The organism is Paenibacillus brevis (genome assembly GCF_018919145.1).
Taxonomy (GTDB): Bacteria; Bacillota; Bacilli; order Paenibacillales; family Paenibacillaceae; genus Fontibacillus; species Fontibacillus brevis.
Genome location: NZ_JAHLQJ010000018.1, coordinates 16420 through 29462, shown reverse-complemented (window position 1 = coordinate 29462; position 13043 = coordinate 16420). Strand labels below are relative to the sequence as shown.

The following is a 13043-nucleotide window of genomic DNA, read 5'->3' as shown; positions in this document are numbered from 1 at the left end:
TGTAATACTATTTTGGAGGATAACCTTCTACTAAATAAGAGCAACTTAATCAGTTACTTCGTATTCATTTCAGTAGACAAAAAAGGAGCAGTGCTTTAATGCCATCTAGTAGAGTTGATATTTCAGTTGTAATCCCAATCTATAAAAACTCTCCATTTATAGATCAATTATATGTCAGGCTGAGGAAGGAATTTGAGAAATTCACACAGAATTTTGAAATTATATTTGTTAATGATTCGAGCCCAGATGATTCATGGGATAAAATTAAGAGTTTAGTAGACTCTGATAATAGAGTAATCGGACTGAATCTTTCAAGAAATTTTGGCCAACATTATGCGATTACCGCTGGACTAGATAAAAGTTCAGGAGAATGGATAGTAGTCATGGATGGGGATTTGCAAGATAAACCAGAAGAGATAAGTAAGATGTTACTGAAGGCTCAAGCAGGATATGATATTGTGCAAGGAAGAAGGCACCAAAGACAAGATAAATTATTAAAAAAAATGTCGTCAAGACTTTTTTATAAATTATTTGGTTATTTGACAGATACCCCTCAGGATGAATCTATAGCGAACTTTGGTGTTTATAGCAGAAGAGCGATTAATGCTGTTGCTTCTATGCGAGAAAATTTAAGGTTTTTCCCTACAATGATTAAGTGGGTAGGATTCAAATCTACAACTATGGATATTGAACATGGGGAGAGAGAGCTTGGTAATTCTAGCTATTCTTTTAAAAAGCTACTAATGCTGTCTGTTAATACAATGATCTCCTTTTCGGATAAACCATTGCGTTTAACAGTGAAAATAGGGTTTCTAATTTCACTTATTTCATTTTTATATGCAGTCTACATTATTTGCCAAGCTCTCTTTGGAAAAACAAGCATCCAGGGATGGGCGAGTTTAATAGTCTCAATTTGGTTTATTGGAGGAATAATAATCTCTATTGTAGGAGTAACTGGGCTTTATATTAGTAGAATTTTTGATGAAACGAAGCGTCGTCCACTCTATATTGTGAGGGAAATCTATGAAAAGTAAGATAGCGATGTTCTTAATGAACAAAAAAGGTTACTTAATACTGGAGAATTTTATAAATAGGTACGGAATTGATCCAATCGATGTTATTATCATCAGTAGAGATCCTAATGTGCAAAAGGATTATTATTTAGAAATCAGAGATTTGTGTTTGAAGAATGGGGTGAGAGTACTAGATCGATTAGAAATTGACAATTCTTTATTTGAAAATCAGATTGCTTTTGCTATTGGTTGGAGATGGATTATTAACAATGTAAATCAATTAATCGTATTTCATGATTCTTTATTACCGCGATATAGAGGATTTGCTCCTTTAGTAAATGCTCTAATTAATAAAGAAATACAAATTGGTGTTACTGCATTGTTTGCAACGACAGATTATGATAAGGGCGATATTATTGCACAAGAATCTCTTACGATTAGCTATCCTATAAAAATTGAAGACGCCATTGCCAAGATCGCTGATTTATATATTTTGTTAGTGAATAAAATTACTTGTGATATTCTTGAAGAAAAAGCAATAGTAGGGGTTCCGCAAAATGAAAAAGAAGCATCATACAGTCTTTGGAGAGATGAGCAAGACTATTTAATAGATTGGAGTATGGAATCGGAGTATATTCAGCGCTTTATTGATGCAACGGGTTTTCCATACAAAGGTGCAGCAACTTTTTTGAATGGAAAAAAAGTAAGGATTGTTGAAAGCATCCCAATTCAAGATGTTTTGATAGAAAATAGAACACCAGGGAAAGTTATCTTTTTTGAAAATAAAAATCCTATTGTTGTTTGTGGAAAGGGCTTGTTAAAGATACAAAGCATAATAGATGATGAAACAGGAAAAGAATTACTACCCTTAAATAAATTTAGAATAAGGTTTGAATGACTATGGGATATTTATATGTGCTAGGAACAATACTGTTTACTGTATACGGCCAACTCGTAATGAAGTGGAGGATATCTAAATTTGGAAGTTTACCGGAGCCATTTATAGATAAATTACTCTTTTTGATTAAATTAGTTTTTGACCCTTTTATTTTTTCTTCATTATTATCTGCATTCATAGCATCTTTATTTTGGATGGCCGCAATGACAAAATTCAATATCAGCTATGCCTATCCTTTTATGAGTTTTTCGTATGTTCTAGTTTTTATTTTTTCAATTTTTATTTTTAAAGAACCTATTACAGTATACAAGATGGTTGGTCTTGTCTTTATAGTGATAGGAATAATAATATCAAGTAGGTCGATATCATGATACCATTTAATAAGCCCGCAGTAGCTGGCCTTGAAGAACACTATATAAAAGAAGCCATTGAAAGAGGACACCTCTCAGGTGATGGGCATTTTACGAAGATGTGTAGTAAGTGGTTAGAGGAACACTTTCTGGCCGAAAAAGTATTATTAACCACGTCATGTACTCATGCATTGGAAATGGCCGCAATATTAGCAGATATACGAGAAGGTGATGAAGTAATTTTACCTTCCTATACTTTTGTATCCACTGCGAATGCATTTGCTCTAAGAGGGGCCAAAATAATTTTTGTTGATATTCGCCCTGATACTATGAATATGGACGAGAAGCTTATAGAACAGGCTATTACTGCAAGGACGCGTGCCATAGTTCCAGTTCACTATGCAGGGGTAGCCTGCGAAATGGATGCTATAATGGAAATAGCTAATAGATACAACCTTGTTGTTATTGAAGATGCTGCACAGGGGGTCATTAGTAAGTATAAAGGGAAATATTTGGGGACTATTGGGCATCTAGGATGCTACAGCTTTCATGAGACAAAGAATTACAATTGTGGCGAGGGAGGGGCATTAGTTATTAATGATGCTCGTTTTATTGAACGAGCTGAAATAATACGTGAGAAGGGTACCAACAGAGCAAGATTCTTTAGGGGACAAGTAGATAAATATTCCTGGGTAGATATAGGATCTTCTTATCTACCAAGTGAACTTAATGCTGCATTTCTTTATGCTCAATTTGAAAATGCAGAGAGGATTAATTCTTATCGCTTAGATTGCTGGTATACTTATTTTAATGGTTTAAAGCCTTTGGAGGACGAAGAAAAGATTGTTCTTCCCTTTATTCCCGAACATATAGATCATAATGCACATATGTTTTATTTAAAAACATCTAATTTAGAAGAAAGGACCAGTTTAATAGCATACCTAAAGAGTAAGGGGATTCAAACAGTTTTTCACTACATCCCACTGCATTCTTCACAGGCAGGACTAGAATTTGGAGAAATGATTGGTCGGGATAATTATACTACAATAGAAAGTGAACGCTTGTTGAGACTTCCACTTTATTACAATATCACTCTAGAAGAAATCAATATAGTTATAAATGAAATTGTTAATTATTATAATTTTATGTAAAAAATGCAAGGAATTGGAGGGGTATAGTAGATGAAAGGAATTATCCTTGCAGGTGGTACAGGATCGCGCCTCTACCCATTAACAAAGGTGACTAACAAGCATTTACTTCCAGTTGGCAAGTATCCGATGATTTTCCATAGTGTAAATAAACTTAAACAGTCAGGGATTACGGAGATCCTTATTGTGACAGGTAAAGAGCACATGGGGGATGTGGTAAACCTCCTTGGTAGTGGAACTGCGATGGGAGTAACTTTTACTTATAAGGTACAAGATGAAGCAGGTGGGATTGCTCAAGCTCTTGGGCTCGCTGAACATTTTGTTGGTAAAGATCAGATGGTTATAATTTTAGGTGATAATGTTTTTGTGGATGATATATCTTCGTATGTGGCTAATTTTACGAAACAACAGTACGGGGCTAAAATTCTAATTCAAGAGATCCCTGATCCTGAACGATTTGGTGTTCCTGAACTTCAAGAAGGACGGATTGTTTCAATTGAAGAGAAGCCAAAGCATCCGAAGTCTAACTATGCAGTAACGGGAATTTATATGTATGACCATAATGTTTTTGAAATAATAAAAAAATTGAAACCCTCCAGCCGGGGTGAATTGGAAATCACCGACGTTAATAATGCATATATTGAACGTAATGAACTAACTTTCGATATCTTGCATGGATGGTGGACCGATGCTGGCACACATGCCTCCTTGGCTCGTGCCAATGAACTTGCACAGGATATCACCTTTGGTGAAGAGTTCGGTAAGTTAAAGCTATAAACAGGGAGGTTTATTCTATTATGAAAGATACTCCACTGAAGCTGGGCGGTGCAGTATTACTCGAACCGGTGGTACATGGGGATCACCGGGGCTTTTTTATGGAAAGCTATAATGGTGCTGTTATGAAGCAGTTTGGTATCTACGAGAGCTTTGTTCAAGATAGTCAATCGTTGTCCGAGGAACCTGGCGTACTACGTGGTTTACACTATCAATTGAACCCAAAGGCTCAAACAAAGCTGGTACGGGTTCTTTCAGGAGCAATTTATGACGTGATCCTTGACATTCGGCGGAACTCTCCAACGTTTGGTCAATGGATCGGAGTGATCCTCAGTGAGTTCAATAAGCGTCAATTATTGGTGCCTAAAGGATTTGCACATGGATTCTGCACGCTCGTACCAAACACCCAAGTATTCTACAAAGTGGACGAATACTACTCTCCAGAACATGATCGTGGCATACTATGGAATGATCCGGAGTTGAATATTGATTGGCCTACTCCAAATCCAGTTTTGTCTGCTAAGGATTTAAAGCAGCCCTTATTAAAGGATGCTGAAATTAACTTTTAGAAAACTCATTGGAGGATTTTACCCATGAAGCTGCTTGTAACAGGCGGTGCCGGCTTTATCGGCAGCAATTTTGTGCTATATATGCTCCGCCAACATCCTGACTATCAAATTGTAAACGTGGATGCGCTGACTTATGCAGGAAATCTGGAAAACCTGAAATCCATAGAGAATCATCCAAATCACACTTTCGTGAAAACCGATATTAACGATGCTCGAGCGATGGAGAACTTGATGGGTCAAGGCGTGGATGTAATTGTCAATTTTGCTGCAGAATCACATGTAGACCGGAGCATACTGGAGCCGGATGTTTTTGTGAAGACCAATGTACTTGGAACTCAAGTACTCCTGGAGGCAGCTCGTAAGTATAATGTTCAAAAATTCGTTCAGGTATCGACAGACGAAGTATACGGGACGTTAGGGGAGACTGGACTATTTACGGAAGAGACTCCTCTTCAGCCGAATAGTCCATACTCTGCCAGTAAGGCTGGAGGGGATTTACTGGTTCGTGCCTACCATGAGACATTTGGGCTGCAAGTCAATATTACACGTTGCTCCAATAATTATGGCCCTTACCAATTTCCGGAAAAATTAATTCCATTAATGATCTCCAAAGCGCTGGCTGATGAGGCATTACCAGTGTACGGAGATGGACTTAACATTCGCGATTGGTTGTACGTAGAAGATCATTGCAGTGCCATTGACCTTGTGATCCACCAGGGGCGTAATGGAGAAGTTTACAATATCGGCGGAAATAATGAACGAACAAATCTTCATATTGTTAAGACCATATTGGAGCAACTCGGCAAGCCAGAATCGTTGATTAAGCATGTGCAGGATCGTCCTGGCCATGACCGTAGATACGGCATTGATCCCACGAAAACGATGCAGGAGTTAGGCTGGGAGCCAAAGTACTCCTTCGAGACGGGAATAGAGGAAACAATTCGTTGGTATTTGGACAATAAAGACTGGTGGACACGAATTCAAAGCGGGGCTTATCAGGACTATTATGAGAAGCAATATGGTGAGCGTCTTGGTGGTGACCAGGCATGAAAGTGTTGGTTACAGGGGCGTCAGGTCAACTGGGGAGGGATGTTGTAGCCCATTTGAAACGTAGTGGGCATGAAGTCATTGCTTCCGATCGAGATGCATTAGACATTACTGATCCGGCTGCCTGTCAATCCTTTATTCAGCAATTTCAGCCGGAAGTTGTAATTCACTGTGCGGCCTACACAGCCGTGGACCGGGCGGAAACAGAAGTGGAATCCGCTTATGCTGTAAATGCTGCCGGTACGCGGAATATGGTCGTAGCGAGTGAACAGATTGGGGCCAAGTTTTGCTACATTAGTACAGACTATGTGTTTGATGGTAACTCGGAGTTGCCGTATCACGAATATGACAATACTAATCCGCAGAGTATATACGGCAAGTCCAAACGGGCGGGTGAAGTACTTGTGCAGAGCCTTTCCTCGGCTTATTTTATCGTACGGACATCTTGGGTGTATGGTCTCCATGGTCATAACTTTGTTAAAACGATGCTTAGACTGGGGCAAGAACGTGATGAAATCAAGGTTGTCCATGATCAGAAAGGATCGCCGACGTACACATCGGACTTGGCTGAGTTTCTGCTAGAGTTGATCCAGACAGAGCAATACGGCATTTATCATGCTTCCAATTCCGGAACCTGCACCTGGTATGAATTTGCGAAGGCGATTTTTATGGAAGCTGAGACTATCAGCGGACAGCATTATTCGGCTCGGGTGCATGCCTGCACGACGGAGGAGTATCCATTACCAGCACCGCGTCCCCGGAATTCGGTAATGGAGCATTTGGCGATCCGAAGCAATGGGTTTAAAGATATGAGACCTTGGCATGAAGGGCTAAAGGAGTTTCTCTCGTTATATTTTCAAAGCAATAAATAGGTTCTTTACTTACTAAAACGCTGGATGCTAAAGTGCACCAGCGTTTCTTTGCGAAATCGGGGTACGGTTGGAACGAAAAACTCTGGACTTCTTCAAGAACTTAACTACTTTAACCTCCAGGAGCCGATAAGAAAAATGTGAAGCAAGCAAGGATATGATTAGTGATGATCCTGTAAATAAGACAAGTAAAACGTATTGATTCAACTGTTCCAGTCCGACTATAGGAATGATTCTCTTAATAGGGAACATGATGAACGTATGCCAGAGGTAAAGACTATAACTGAGTTCGCCCAGGTACTGAAACACTCGGCTTCTCATGATCTTGGCAAATGCTCCTTCTTCATTTATTACCGTGAAAAAGAACAGAAAGCTGAAAATAAGTGATAATGATAAATTCTCAGGATCGTAAACAAAAATTGCAATCAGCATAAATAAAATCCCGTTGAAGAAAAACCATGAATGATAGCGGTACTTCAATAAGGCAGTTATTTTCTCACTGTACAAGCACAACAATATCCCAACTAAGAAGAATAGCATGGTTGGGTGTTTATAGAGCAGAATCAGGGAAGTGATTAGGGCAGCACCTATGCTAAAGTACTTAAGAAGTATGGACTGTGATTTGTGACCAAAGTAAAATACAGTAATCACAATATAAAAAGCAAATTCATAACTAAGTGACCAAGCTACAATTTGTGCTATTGGGAGATTAAATACTCCGGGCAGCATCAGTAAATTGGATACAAAGTGTAATAAATATTCGGCGGTGGAAAGGCTTCCCATCCACTCGTAGTTGATCACCGGTCCAGCTATAAAAATAAATATATGAATAACGAAGAACACGGGGTAGATTCGGAGAATACGATTTTTAATAAAATAGTCTATACTACCGCTGCGAATTAAACTTTGGAGGATTAGATATCCGCTAATGATAAAGAAGATATTAACAGCAAAAGGGCCAAAATGATTAATTTGTCGTATATAGCTTTCTTCCAAATAATTTGAAGTCGTCATCCCGGTATAGCCATGATAGAGAACTACGAGTGATGCTAATAGTCCTCTCAATCCATTAATAGTTAAGTTCTTATTATTCATTAGTAGTCCGTTGGGCACGTTGTTCACTCCTATTAAGCTCATTGTAGCATATAATCCGGTATGCTTGATGAAGGCGATTTGATATAATGAACTTCAGAATAATCACATTAGCGCTGGGGCACTGGGAAATGAGTGCTCCTTATTTTTGCTGTGAGAGGAGAACCCATGTCTGCAACTGTCAGCGTACATATTGTAACTTTTAATAGCGGTAAAGATATAGAAGCTTGCCTGGAGGCTGTATTTGGGCAAACATTCCCCATTGATCAAATCATTATCGTCGATAATGCCTCTGCAGACGATACGATTCAACAGGTTGAAGCTATTCAATCGCGGGAGAGTATCCCTGTGCCAATCAGTCTCGTTGCTAATGCTGATAATGCAGGCTTTGCTCCAGCTCATAATCAAGCAATACGAATATCCAGAGCGGATTATATGCTGATCCTTAACCCGGATGTGATTCTCACCCCGACCTATGTGGAGCATCTTATCCGCATTATGAACAAGGATCAAGGAATTGGAAGTGCTACAGGCATGCTGGTATTCCAGAGTCATCCGGAAATCATCGACTCTACAGGACTTGTCATGAACCGGATCTGGAGAGCCTTTGACCGTGGAGCCGGGGAATCAGCGGATAATTGGAAGCTGTCCGGTGATGTATTCGGTGTGTCGGGTGCTGCGGCCATGTACTCAAGAACGATGATTGAAGCTATCTCCATAAAAGATAAATTTTTTGACGATGATTTTTTTGCCTATAAAGAGGATGTGGATGTCGCTTGGAGAGCCCGGCTTTTCGGTTTCAAGTCTTACTACTGCGCTGAAGCCATCGGTTATCATAAACGCGGCTGGAAGAAGGGGAGCCGCAAGCAGCAACCATTGTTTATTCGTCGGTATTCCTTCATTAATCGCTACAAGATGCTGTATAAAAATCTCCGCCCTTCGGCATGGAAGAAGCAGCTTCTGGCTTTGTTGGCCTATGAAGTAGCCGTACATGCCTATATGCTGTTAAGGGAACCGAAGGTTCTTGGGGCTTGGCTGGATTTTCGCAAGCAGCTTCCGGAATTAAGAGAGAAGCGGAGAGAAATTGAGGAGAAGTTGACTGGCGTAAAATAAAATGCACCTCTGCTACTTTCAGCAGAGGCGCATTTTGAATGATGTAATTATGAAACAGTCTTATTATTCAATCTTATAACCGGCCTCAAGAACATCCTTCTTGTTCAAAAACAAGGACCCCAGATCCTTTTTTATGGCAATCACATTGGACTTGTTATCCGCAGTAGTAGAGTTGTCCCCATCTTTAAGAGAGGTTACATTAATTTTAAACGCGAGTTGGCTTCTTTCATGGATTTCATAAATATCAGGAGCGTTTTCCTGTTTTGAAACAGAAAGAGTACTATTTGCTGCGATGAGCTCGGTTAGAGTAATCCATTCTTTCCGGGATTCGAACGAAATAGATTTTGTTGCCCCATCGTACTTGGTGTCATAGTTGAACAAGTTCGCAGCTTCGCGAATCGGGACATAGGTAAAACCATTGTGTACAAGGGTGTCGGCGCTTAACTTAGGTTGCCCATTTACTATAAAGCTGAAATAGCGGATGCTTGCCTTGACAGATGTTGCGACTGGAGCGGCTGCGGCGACAGTTGCCGTACCTAATAAGACGCAGGCTGCCAAAGACAGGATGATTTTTTTCACAAACATACCTCCAATTTTAATAATTACTTTAGATTATTACCCACAAATTGAACTAATGACATAGGATTTTCAGGGTATTTTTTTGAGGAGCACTAATTCAAATGGACTAGACACTAGTATCATTCGGGGCACCTTTCTTCTTAAGCTCCACTCCCATTTCTTCTCACCCTTCAACTCTCCCCCAACTCCTTCACCTATGATATAATGTCGATAGATTACTATATTTGTCAGGAGTCTTTGATTATGGATTTGAGCGTTATCATCGTCAACTACAATACGCGTGACTTAACTATAGACTGCTTAAGATCCGTGTTCGACTCGGAGATGGAATATACTTATGAGGTCATTGTCGTCGACAACGCCTCCAAGGACGACTCGGTTCCGGTCATCAAGGAGCAGTTCCCGCAGGTACACTTGATCGAGAACGACACCAATACCGGCTTTGCCAAAGCGAACAATCAAGCGATGGAAATAGCGAAGGGTCGCTATATGCTGTTGCTTAATTCGGATACGATCGTACAACCCGAGACTTTGCAAGTGATGCTCGCCTACATGGAAGAGCAACCGACGGTAGGAGCGTCAGGCTGTAAGGTGATTCTTCCCGATGGTTCATTGGATAAAGCATGCAGAAGAGGCTTTCCTACGCCGTCAGCTTCCTTTTATTACGCATTCGGATTTTCGAGGCTTTTTCCGGAGAGCCCGCGGTTCAATCAATATCACCTCAGTTATCTCGACCCGAACGAGACTTATCCGGTCGATTGTCTTATCGGCGCTTTTATGCTGCTGCGTCAGGAGACGATTCGGCAGGTGGGGGTTCTGGATGAGACCTTTTTTATGTATGGGGAAGACATAGATTGGTGCTACCGCATCAAACAGGCGGGGTGGGAGATCCACTATCATCCGGCCACCTATATTGTTCATTACAAGGGAGCAAGCAGCCGCCGCAAGCCTATGAAAATCATCTACGAGTTTCATAGAGCGATGTGGGTGTTCCACCGCAAGCACTTCAAACAGCGCTATTCCTGGCTCACCAACCTGGCCGTATTCAGCGGTATCGGACTGAAGTTCTCCTTATCGCTGATCAGCAATAAGCTTAAACCAGGCACCCCGGCAACACGCACCATGGATTCGCGCACAGATACAACGAACGGGCAAATGGAGGTGAAGCAATGATCCGCAAAAATCAACGTTTTTTGACCCAATTGTATATTTTGACGGATTTTGCGTTCATCCAGATTTCTTTCCTGCTATCCTGGTGGTTGAAATTCGAGAGCGGCTGGATTCCTTACGAGCGTCCGCTCCCGGCTGAAATTTACGCTTTCTGGAGCATTGCCTATGGCGTGATAGCCGCAGTCGTCGGAGTACTTCTGTCACTGTACATTCCGAAACGCAAAAAGCGATTTGCGGATGAAGTAATGAAGCTGATGCAGGTCCATGTGGCAAGCTTGTTCATTCTGCTCAGCTTGATGTTCTTCGTCCGGCAAATTGATATTTCGCGGATGTATTTGGCCATCTACATGGTGGTCAACGTGCTGTCGATCCTGCTGTACCGTTATTTTTTGAAAAGCTCGCTGAAACAGCTGCGCAAGAAAGGCTACAACAAGCAATTCGTGCTGATCATCGGCGCGGGCTCACTCGGGCGCAAATTTCACGATAACTTGAGGCAGTATCCGGAATTGGGCTATGAGACCATCGGGTTTCTGGACGACCATGCTGCCTGGTCAGACCAGGAGAAGCTGCGATATAAGCCTATCCTGGGCAGGGTGGATCAGTTGGAACAGATCCTGGAAGCCAAGCTGATTGACGAGGTCGTATTGGCACTGCCTCTGACTGCTCACTCCAGATATGCCCGAATTATAGCGATTTGTGAAAAAGAAGGTGTCCGTACCCTCATCATCCCTGACTTTTTCGACTTTCTGCCTGCTCGCCCCTACTTCGACAATTTTGCGGGAATGCCGCTCATCAATGTGCGTGACATTCCACTGGATCTTACGGGCAACCGATTGCTGAAGCGGGCCTTTGATATCGTGTTCAGTCTCTTTGCCATTGTCATCACGTCGCCGGTCATGCTGCTGACAGCCATCGGTATCAAGCTGACCTCGAAGGGGCCGGTTATTTTCAAGCAAGAACGGGTGGGTCTCAACCGCAGGCACTTTCATATGTATAAGTTCCGCTCTATGAAGGTATTGCCGGATGGAGCGCCGGACACGGGATGGACAACAGAAAATGACCCTCGCCGCACCAAATTCGGCGCTTTCCTGAGGAAGACCAGTCTGGACGAGCTGCCGCAATTCTTTAATGTCCTCGCCGGACATATGAGTGTAGTCGGTCCCAGACCGGAGCGTCCTTATTATGTCGATCAATTCCGGGAGGAAGTTCCTAAGTATATGGTTAAGCACCATGTCCGCCCGGGTATTACAGGATATGCCCAAGCCAACGGGCTGCGCGGCGATACCTCTATCGAAGAGCGGATCGAGCATGATATTTTTTATATCGAGAACTGGTCGATTTTATTGGACATCAAGATTATCTTAAAGACCGTCTTCAATGGATTTATTAACAAAAATGCTTACTAGAGATAGGAATGTACTGGATGAGGAGAAGTAAAGTAATATACAGCCTGCTTTTGCTGGCGGGGCTCGTTTTTTTGCTGGTCGTCACGCTGTATAAGCCGCAGGATCGCGATCCGAAGGACAGCTTTACCGCTCACCGGCTGGTTGCCCATGCCATGGGAGGCATTGAAGGGCTAACCTATAGCAATACCTATGAGGCCTTTGCTGCCAACTATGAAAAGGGGATACGCGTATTCGAAGCCGATTTGCTGCTTAGCAAGGATAACAAGCTCATTGCCCGCCATGAGTGGGGGGAGAGCTTCACGGTGATGCTTGGGCAGGAGGAAGTGATGGATCCAGGAACCCATGGGGCGGTCTGGACGTATGAGGAATTCAAAAACGCCAAAATCATGGGCCTTTATGAGCCGCTGGGCTGGGAAGATATTCTTGATCTCATGGAACAGTATCCGGATATGTACCTGATTACAGATACGAAGCAGATTGAGCCTGAAGAGATTGACCAGATTTTCACCCTGATTGCCGAAACTGCGGAGCAGAAGAATCCGGAACTATTAAAGCGGATTGTACCGCAAATTTATTATCAATCCATGTGGGATGCAATTGAGGCTATTTATCCTTTTGAATCAGTGATCTTCACCCTCTACCAGACCCATGATAGCGATCAATCTATCGTAGAGTTTGCCAAGGAAAAGGGAATCGCAGCGATTACGATGTCGGAGACCCGGGCCAATGCCAATCTGGTCGCCTCGCTGAATGAGCTCGGAATACCGAGCTATGTGCATACGATTAACGATCGGGATCAAGTGCTGAAGTTCAAACGAATGGGCGTCTACGGCTTCTATACCGACTTTTTGGAGGAAAAGGATGTGGAATCCTCCAGTTGGCTACAATATCTAGGATTATAAGCATCAGCAAATTGCGAGGATACGCACACTGTTGAACTGGCAGCTGCGTATCCTTTTGTGTACGATTGCGGTCTCATTCTGTTCGCATTTTTGCGAAGAAAACACGAACATTG

General features: G+C 42.0%; 14 protein-coding genes. 12 read left to right on the top strand and 2 right to left on the bottom strand.

Annotated features, from left to right (window positions below; all coding sequences use genetic code 11):
- The first annotated feature begins 98 nt into the window (after positions 1-98).
- Genes KQJ23_RS18635 through rfbD form a run of 8 tightly spaced genes read left to right on the top strand, consistent with a single transcriptional unit; the run spans position 99 to position 6671 of the window.
- Positions 99-1034, top strand: a complete 936-nt coding sequence (locus tag KQJ23_RS18635; protein ID WP_216480420.1) for a glycosyltransferase family 2 protein — start codon at positions 99-101, stop codon at positions 1032-1034.
- Positions 1024-1911: a methionyl-tRNA formyltransferase gene (locus KQJ23_RS18630; protein ID WP_216480419.1), complete on the top strand. Its 888-nt coding sequence runs from the start codon at positions 1024-1026 to the stop codon at positions 1909-1911. The genes KQJ23_RS18635 and KQJ23_RS18630 overlap by 11 nt, the downstream gene beginning before the upstream one ends.
- Positions 1908-2282: an EamA family transporter gene (locus KQJ23_RS24020; RefSeq protein WP_346779428.1), complete on the top strand. Its 375-nt coding sequence runs from the start codon at positions 1908-1910 to the stop codon at positions 2280-2282. Before KQJ23_RS18630 ends, KQJ23_RS24020 begins: the two co-directional genes overlap by 4 nt.
- Positions 2279-3412, top strand: coding sequence for a dTDP-4-amino-4,6-dideoxygalactose transaminase (rffA, locus tag KQJ23_RS18620; protein WP_216480418.1), 1134 nt, complete (start codon positions 2279-2281; stop codon positions 3410-3412). Before KQJ23_RS24020 ends, rffA begins: the two co-directional genes overlap by 4 nt.
- Positions 3413-3442: 30 nt before the next feature.
- Positions 3443-4186 (top strand): sugar phosphate nucleotidyltransferase, encoded by a 744-nt coding sequence (locus KQJ23_RS18615; RefSeq protein ID WP_216480417.1) that lies wholly within the window; start codon positions 3443-3445, stop codon positions 4184-4186.
- Positions 4187-4206: 20 nt separating this feature from the next.
- Complete coding sequence (gene rfbC / locus KQJ23_RS18610; RefSeq protein ID WP_216480416.1) at positions 4207-4752, top strand: dTDP-4-dehydrorhamnose 3,5-epimerase; 546 nt, start codon at positions 4207-4209, stop codon at positions 4750-4752.
- Positions 4753-4776: 24 nt separating this feature from the next.
- Positions 4777-5802 (top strand): dTDP-glucose 4,6-dehydratase, encoded by a 1026-nt coding sequence (gene rfbB, locus KQJ23_RS18605; RefSeq protein WP_216480415.1) that lies wholly within the window; start codon positions 4777-4779, stop codon positions 5800-5802.
- Positions 5799-6671 carry a dTDP-4-dehydrorhamnose reductase gene (gene rfbD / locus KQJ23_RS18600; RefSeq protein WP_216480414.1) on the top strand — a complete coding sequence of 291 codons (873 nt, stop codon included), beginning with the start codon at positions 5799-5801 and terminating at the stop codon, positions 6669-6671. Before rfbB ends, rfbD begins: the two co-directional genes overlap by 4 nt.
- A 27-nt stretch (positions 6672-6698) precedes the next feature.
- Here rfbD and KQJ23_RS18595 read toward each other — a convergent pair whose 3' ends face one another.
- Positions 6699-7781 carry an acyltransferase family protein gene (locus KQJ23_RS18595; protein ID WP_216480413.1) on the bottom strand — a complete coding sequence of 361 codons (1083 nt, stop codon included), beginning with the start codon at positions 7779-7781 and terminating at the stop codon, positions 6699-6701.
- 132 nt (positions 7782-7913) lie between these two features.
- Here KQJ23_RS18595 and KQJ23_RS18590 point away from each other — a divergent pair, with 132 nt between their 5' ends.
- Positions 7914-8873, top strand: a complete 960-nt coding sequence (locus KQJ23_RS18590; RefSeq protein WP_346779427.1) for a glycosyltransferase family 2 protein — start codon at positions 7914-7916, stop codon at positions 8871-8873.
- 63 nt (positions 8874-8936) lie between these two features.
- Here KQJ23_RS18590 and KQJ23_RS18585 read toward each other — a convergent pair whose 3' ends face one another.
- The gene (locus KQJ23_RS18585) at positions 8937-9452 is read right to left on the bottom strand and encodes a stalk domain-containing protein (RefSeq protein ID WP_216480412.1); all 516 of its coding nucleotides are present in this window, start codon (positions 9450-9452) and stop codon (positions 8937-8939) included.
- Between the two features lie 243 nt (positions 9453-9695).
- On the opposite strand from KQJ23_RS18585, the gene KQJ23_RS18580 reads away from it, so the two are divergent.
- From KQJ23_RS18580 to KQJ23_RS18570, 3 genes are read left to right on the top strand one after another with little or no spacing between them, the layout of a single operon-like run.
- Complete coding sequence (locus KQJ23_RS18580; protein WP_216480411.1) at positions 9696-10625, top strand: glycosyltransferase family 2 protein; 930 nt, start codon at positions 9696-9698, stop codon at positions 10623-10625.
- Positions 10622-12028 carry an undecaprenyl-phosphate glucose phosphotransferase gene (locus KQJ23_RS18575; RefSeq protein WP_216480410.1) on the top strand — a complete coding sequence of 469 codons (1407 nt, stop codon included), beginning with the start codon at positions 10622-10624 and terminating at the stop codon, positions 12026-12028. The genes KQJ23_RS18580 and KQJ23_RS18575 overlap by 4 nt, the downstream gene beginning before the upstream one ends.
- A 17-nt stretch (positions 12029-12045) precedes the next feature.
- Positions 12046-12930: a phosphatidylinositol-specific phospholipase C/glycerophosphodiester phosphodiesterase family protein gene (locus KQJ23_RS18570; RefSeq protein ID WP_216480409.1), complete on the top strand. Its 885-nt coding sequence runs from the start codon at positions 12046-12048 to the stop codon at positions 12928-12930.
- Positions 12931-13043 lie beyond the last annotated feature (113 nt).

Coding starts and splice junctions, on each gene's coding strand:
- KQJ23_RS18635 (WP_216480420.1), top strand. CDS start 99: ATGCCATCTAGTAGAGTTGATATTTCAGTTGTAATCCCAATCTATAAA.
- KQJ23_RS18630 (WP_216480419.1), top strand. CDS start 1,024: ATGAAAAGTAAGATAGCGATGTTCTTAATGAACAAAAAAGGTTACTTA.
- KQJ23_RS24020 (WP_346779428.1), top strand. CDS start 1,908: ATGACTATGGGATATTTATATGTGCTAGGAACAATACTGTTTACTGTA.
- rffA (WP_216480418.1), top strand. CDS start 2,279: ATGATACCATTTAATAAGCCCGCAGTAGCTGGCCTTGAAGAACACTAT.
- KQJ23_RS18615 (WP_216480417.1), top strand. CDS start 3,443: ATGAAAGGAATTATCCTTGCAGGTGGTACAGGATCGCGCCTCTACCCA.
- rfbC (WP_216480416.1), top strand. CDS start 4,207: ATGAAAGATACTCCACTGAAGCTGGGCGGTGCAGTATTACTCGAACCG.
- rfbB (WP_216480415.1), top strand. CDS start 4,777: ATGAAGCTGCTTGTAACAGGCGGTGCCGGCTTTATCGGCAGCAATTTT.
- rfbD (WP_216480414.1), top strand. CDS start 5,799: ATGAAAGTGTTGGTTACAGGGGCGTCAGGTCAACTGGGGAGGGATGTT.
- KQJ23_RS18580 (WP_216480411.1), top strand. CDS start 9,696: ATGGATTTGAGCGTTATCATCGTCAACTACAATACGCGTGACTTAACT.
- KQJ23_RS18575 (WP_216480410.1), top strand. CDS start 10,622: ATGATCCGCAAAAATCAACGTTTTTTGACCCAATTGTATATTTTGACG.
- KQJ23_RS18570 (WP_216480409.1), top strand. CDS start 12,046: ATGAGGAGAAGTAAAGTAATATACAGCCTGCTTTTGCTGGCGGGGCTC.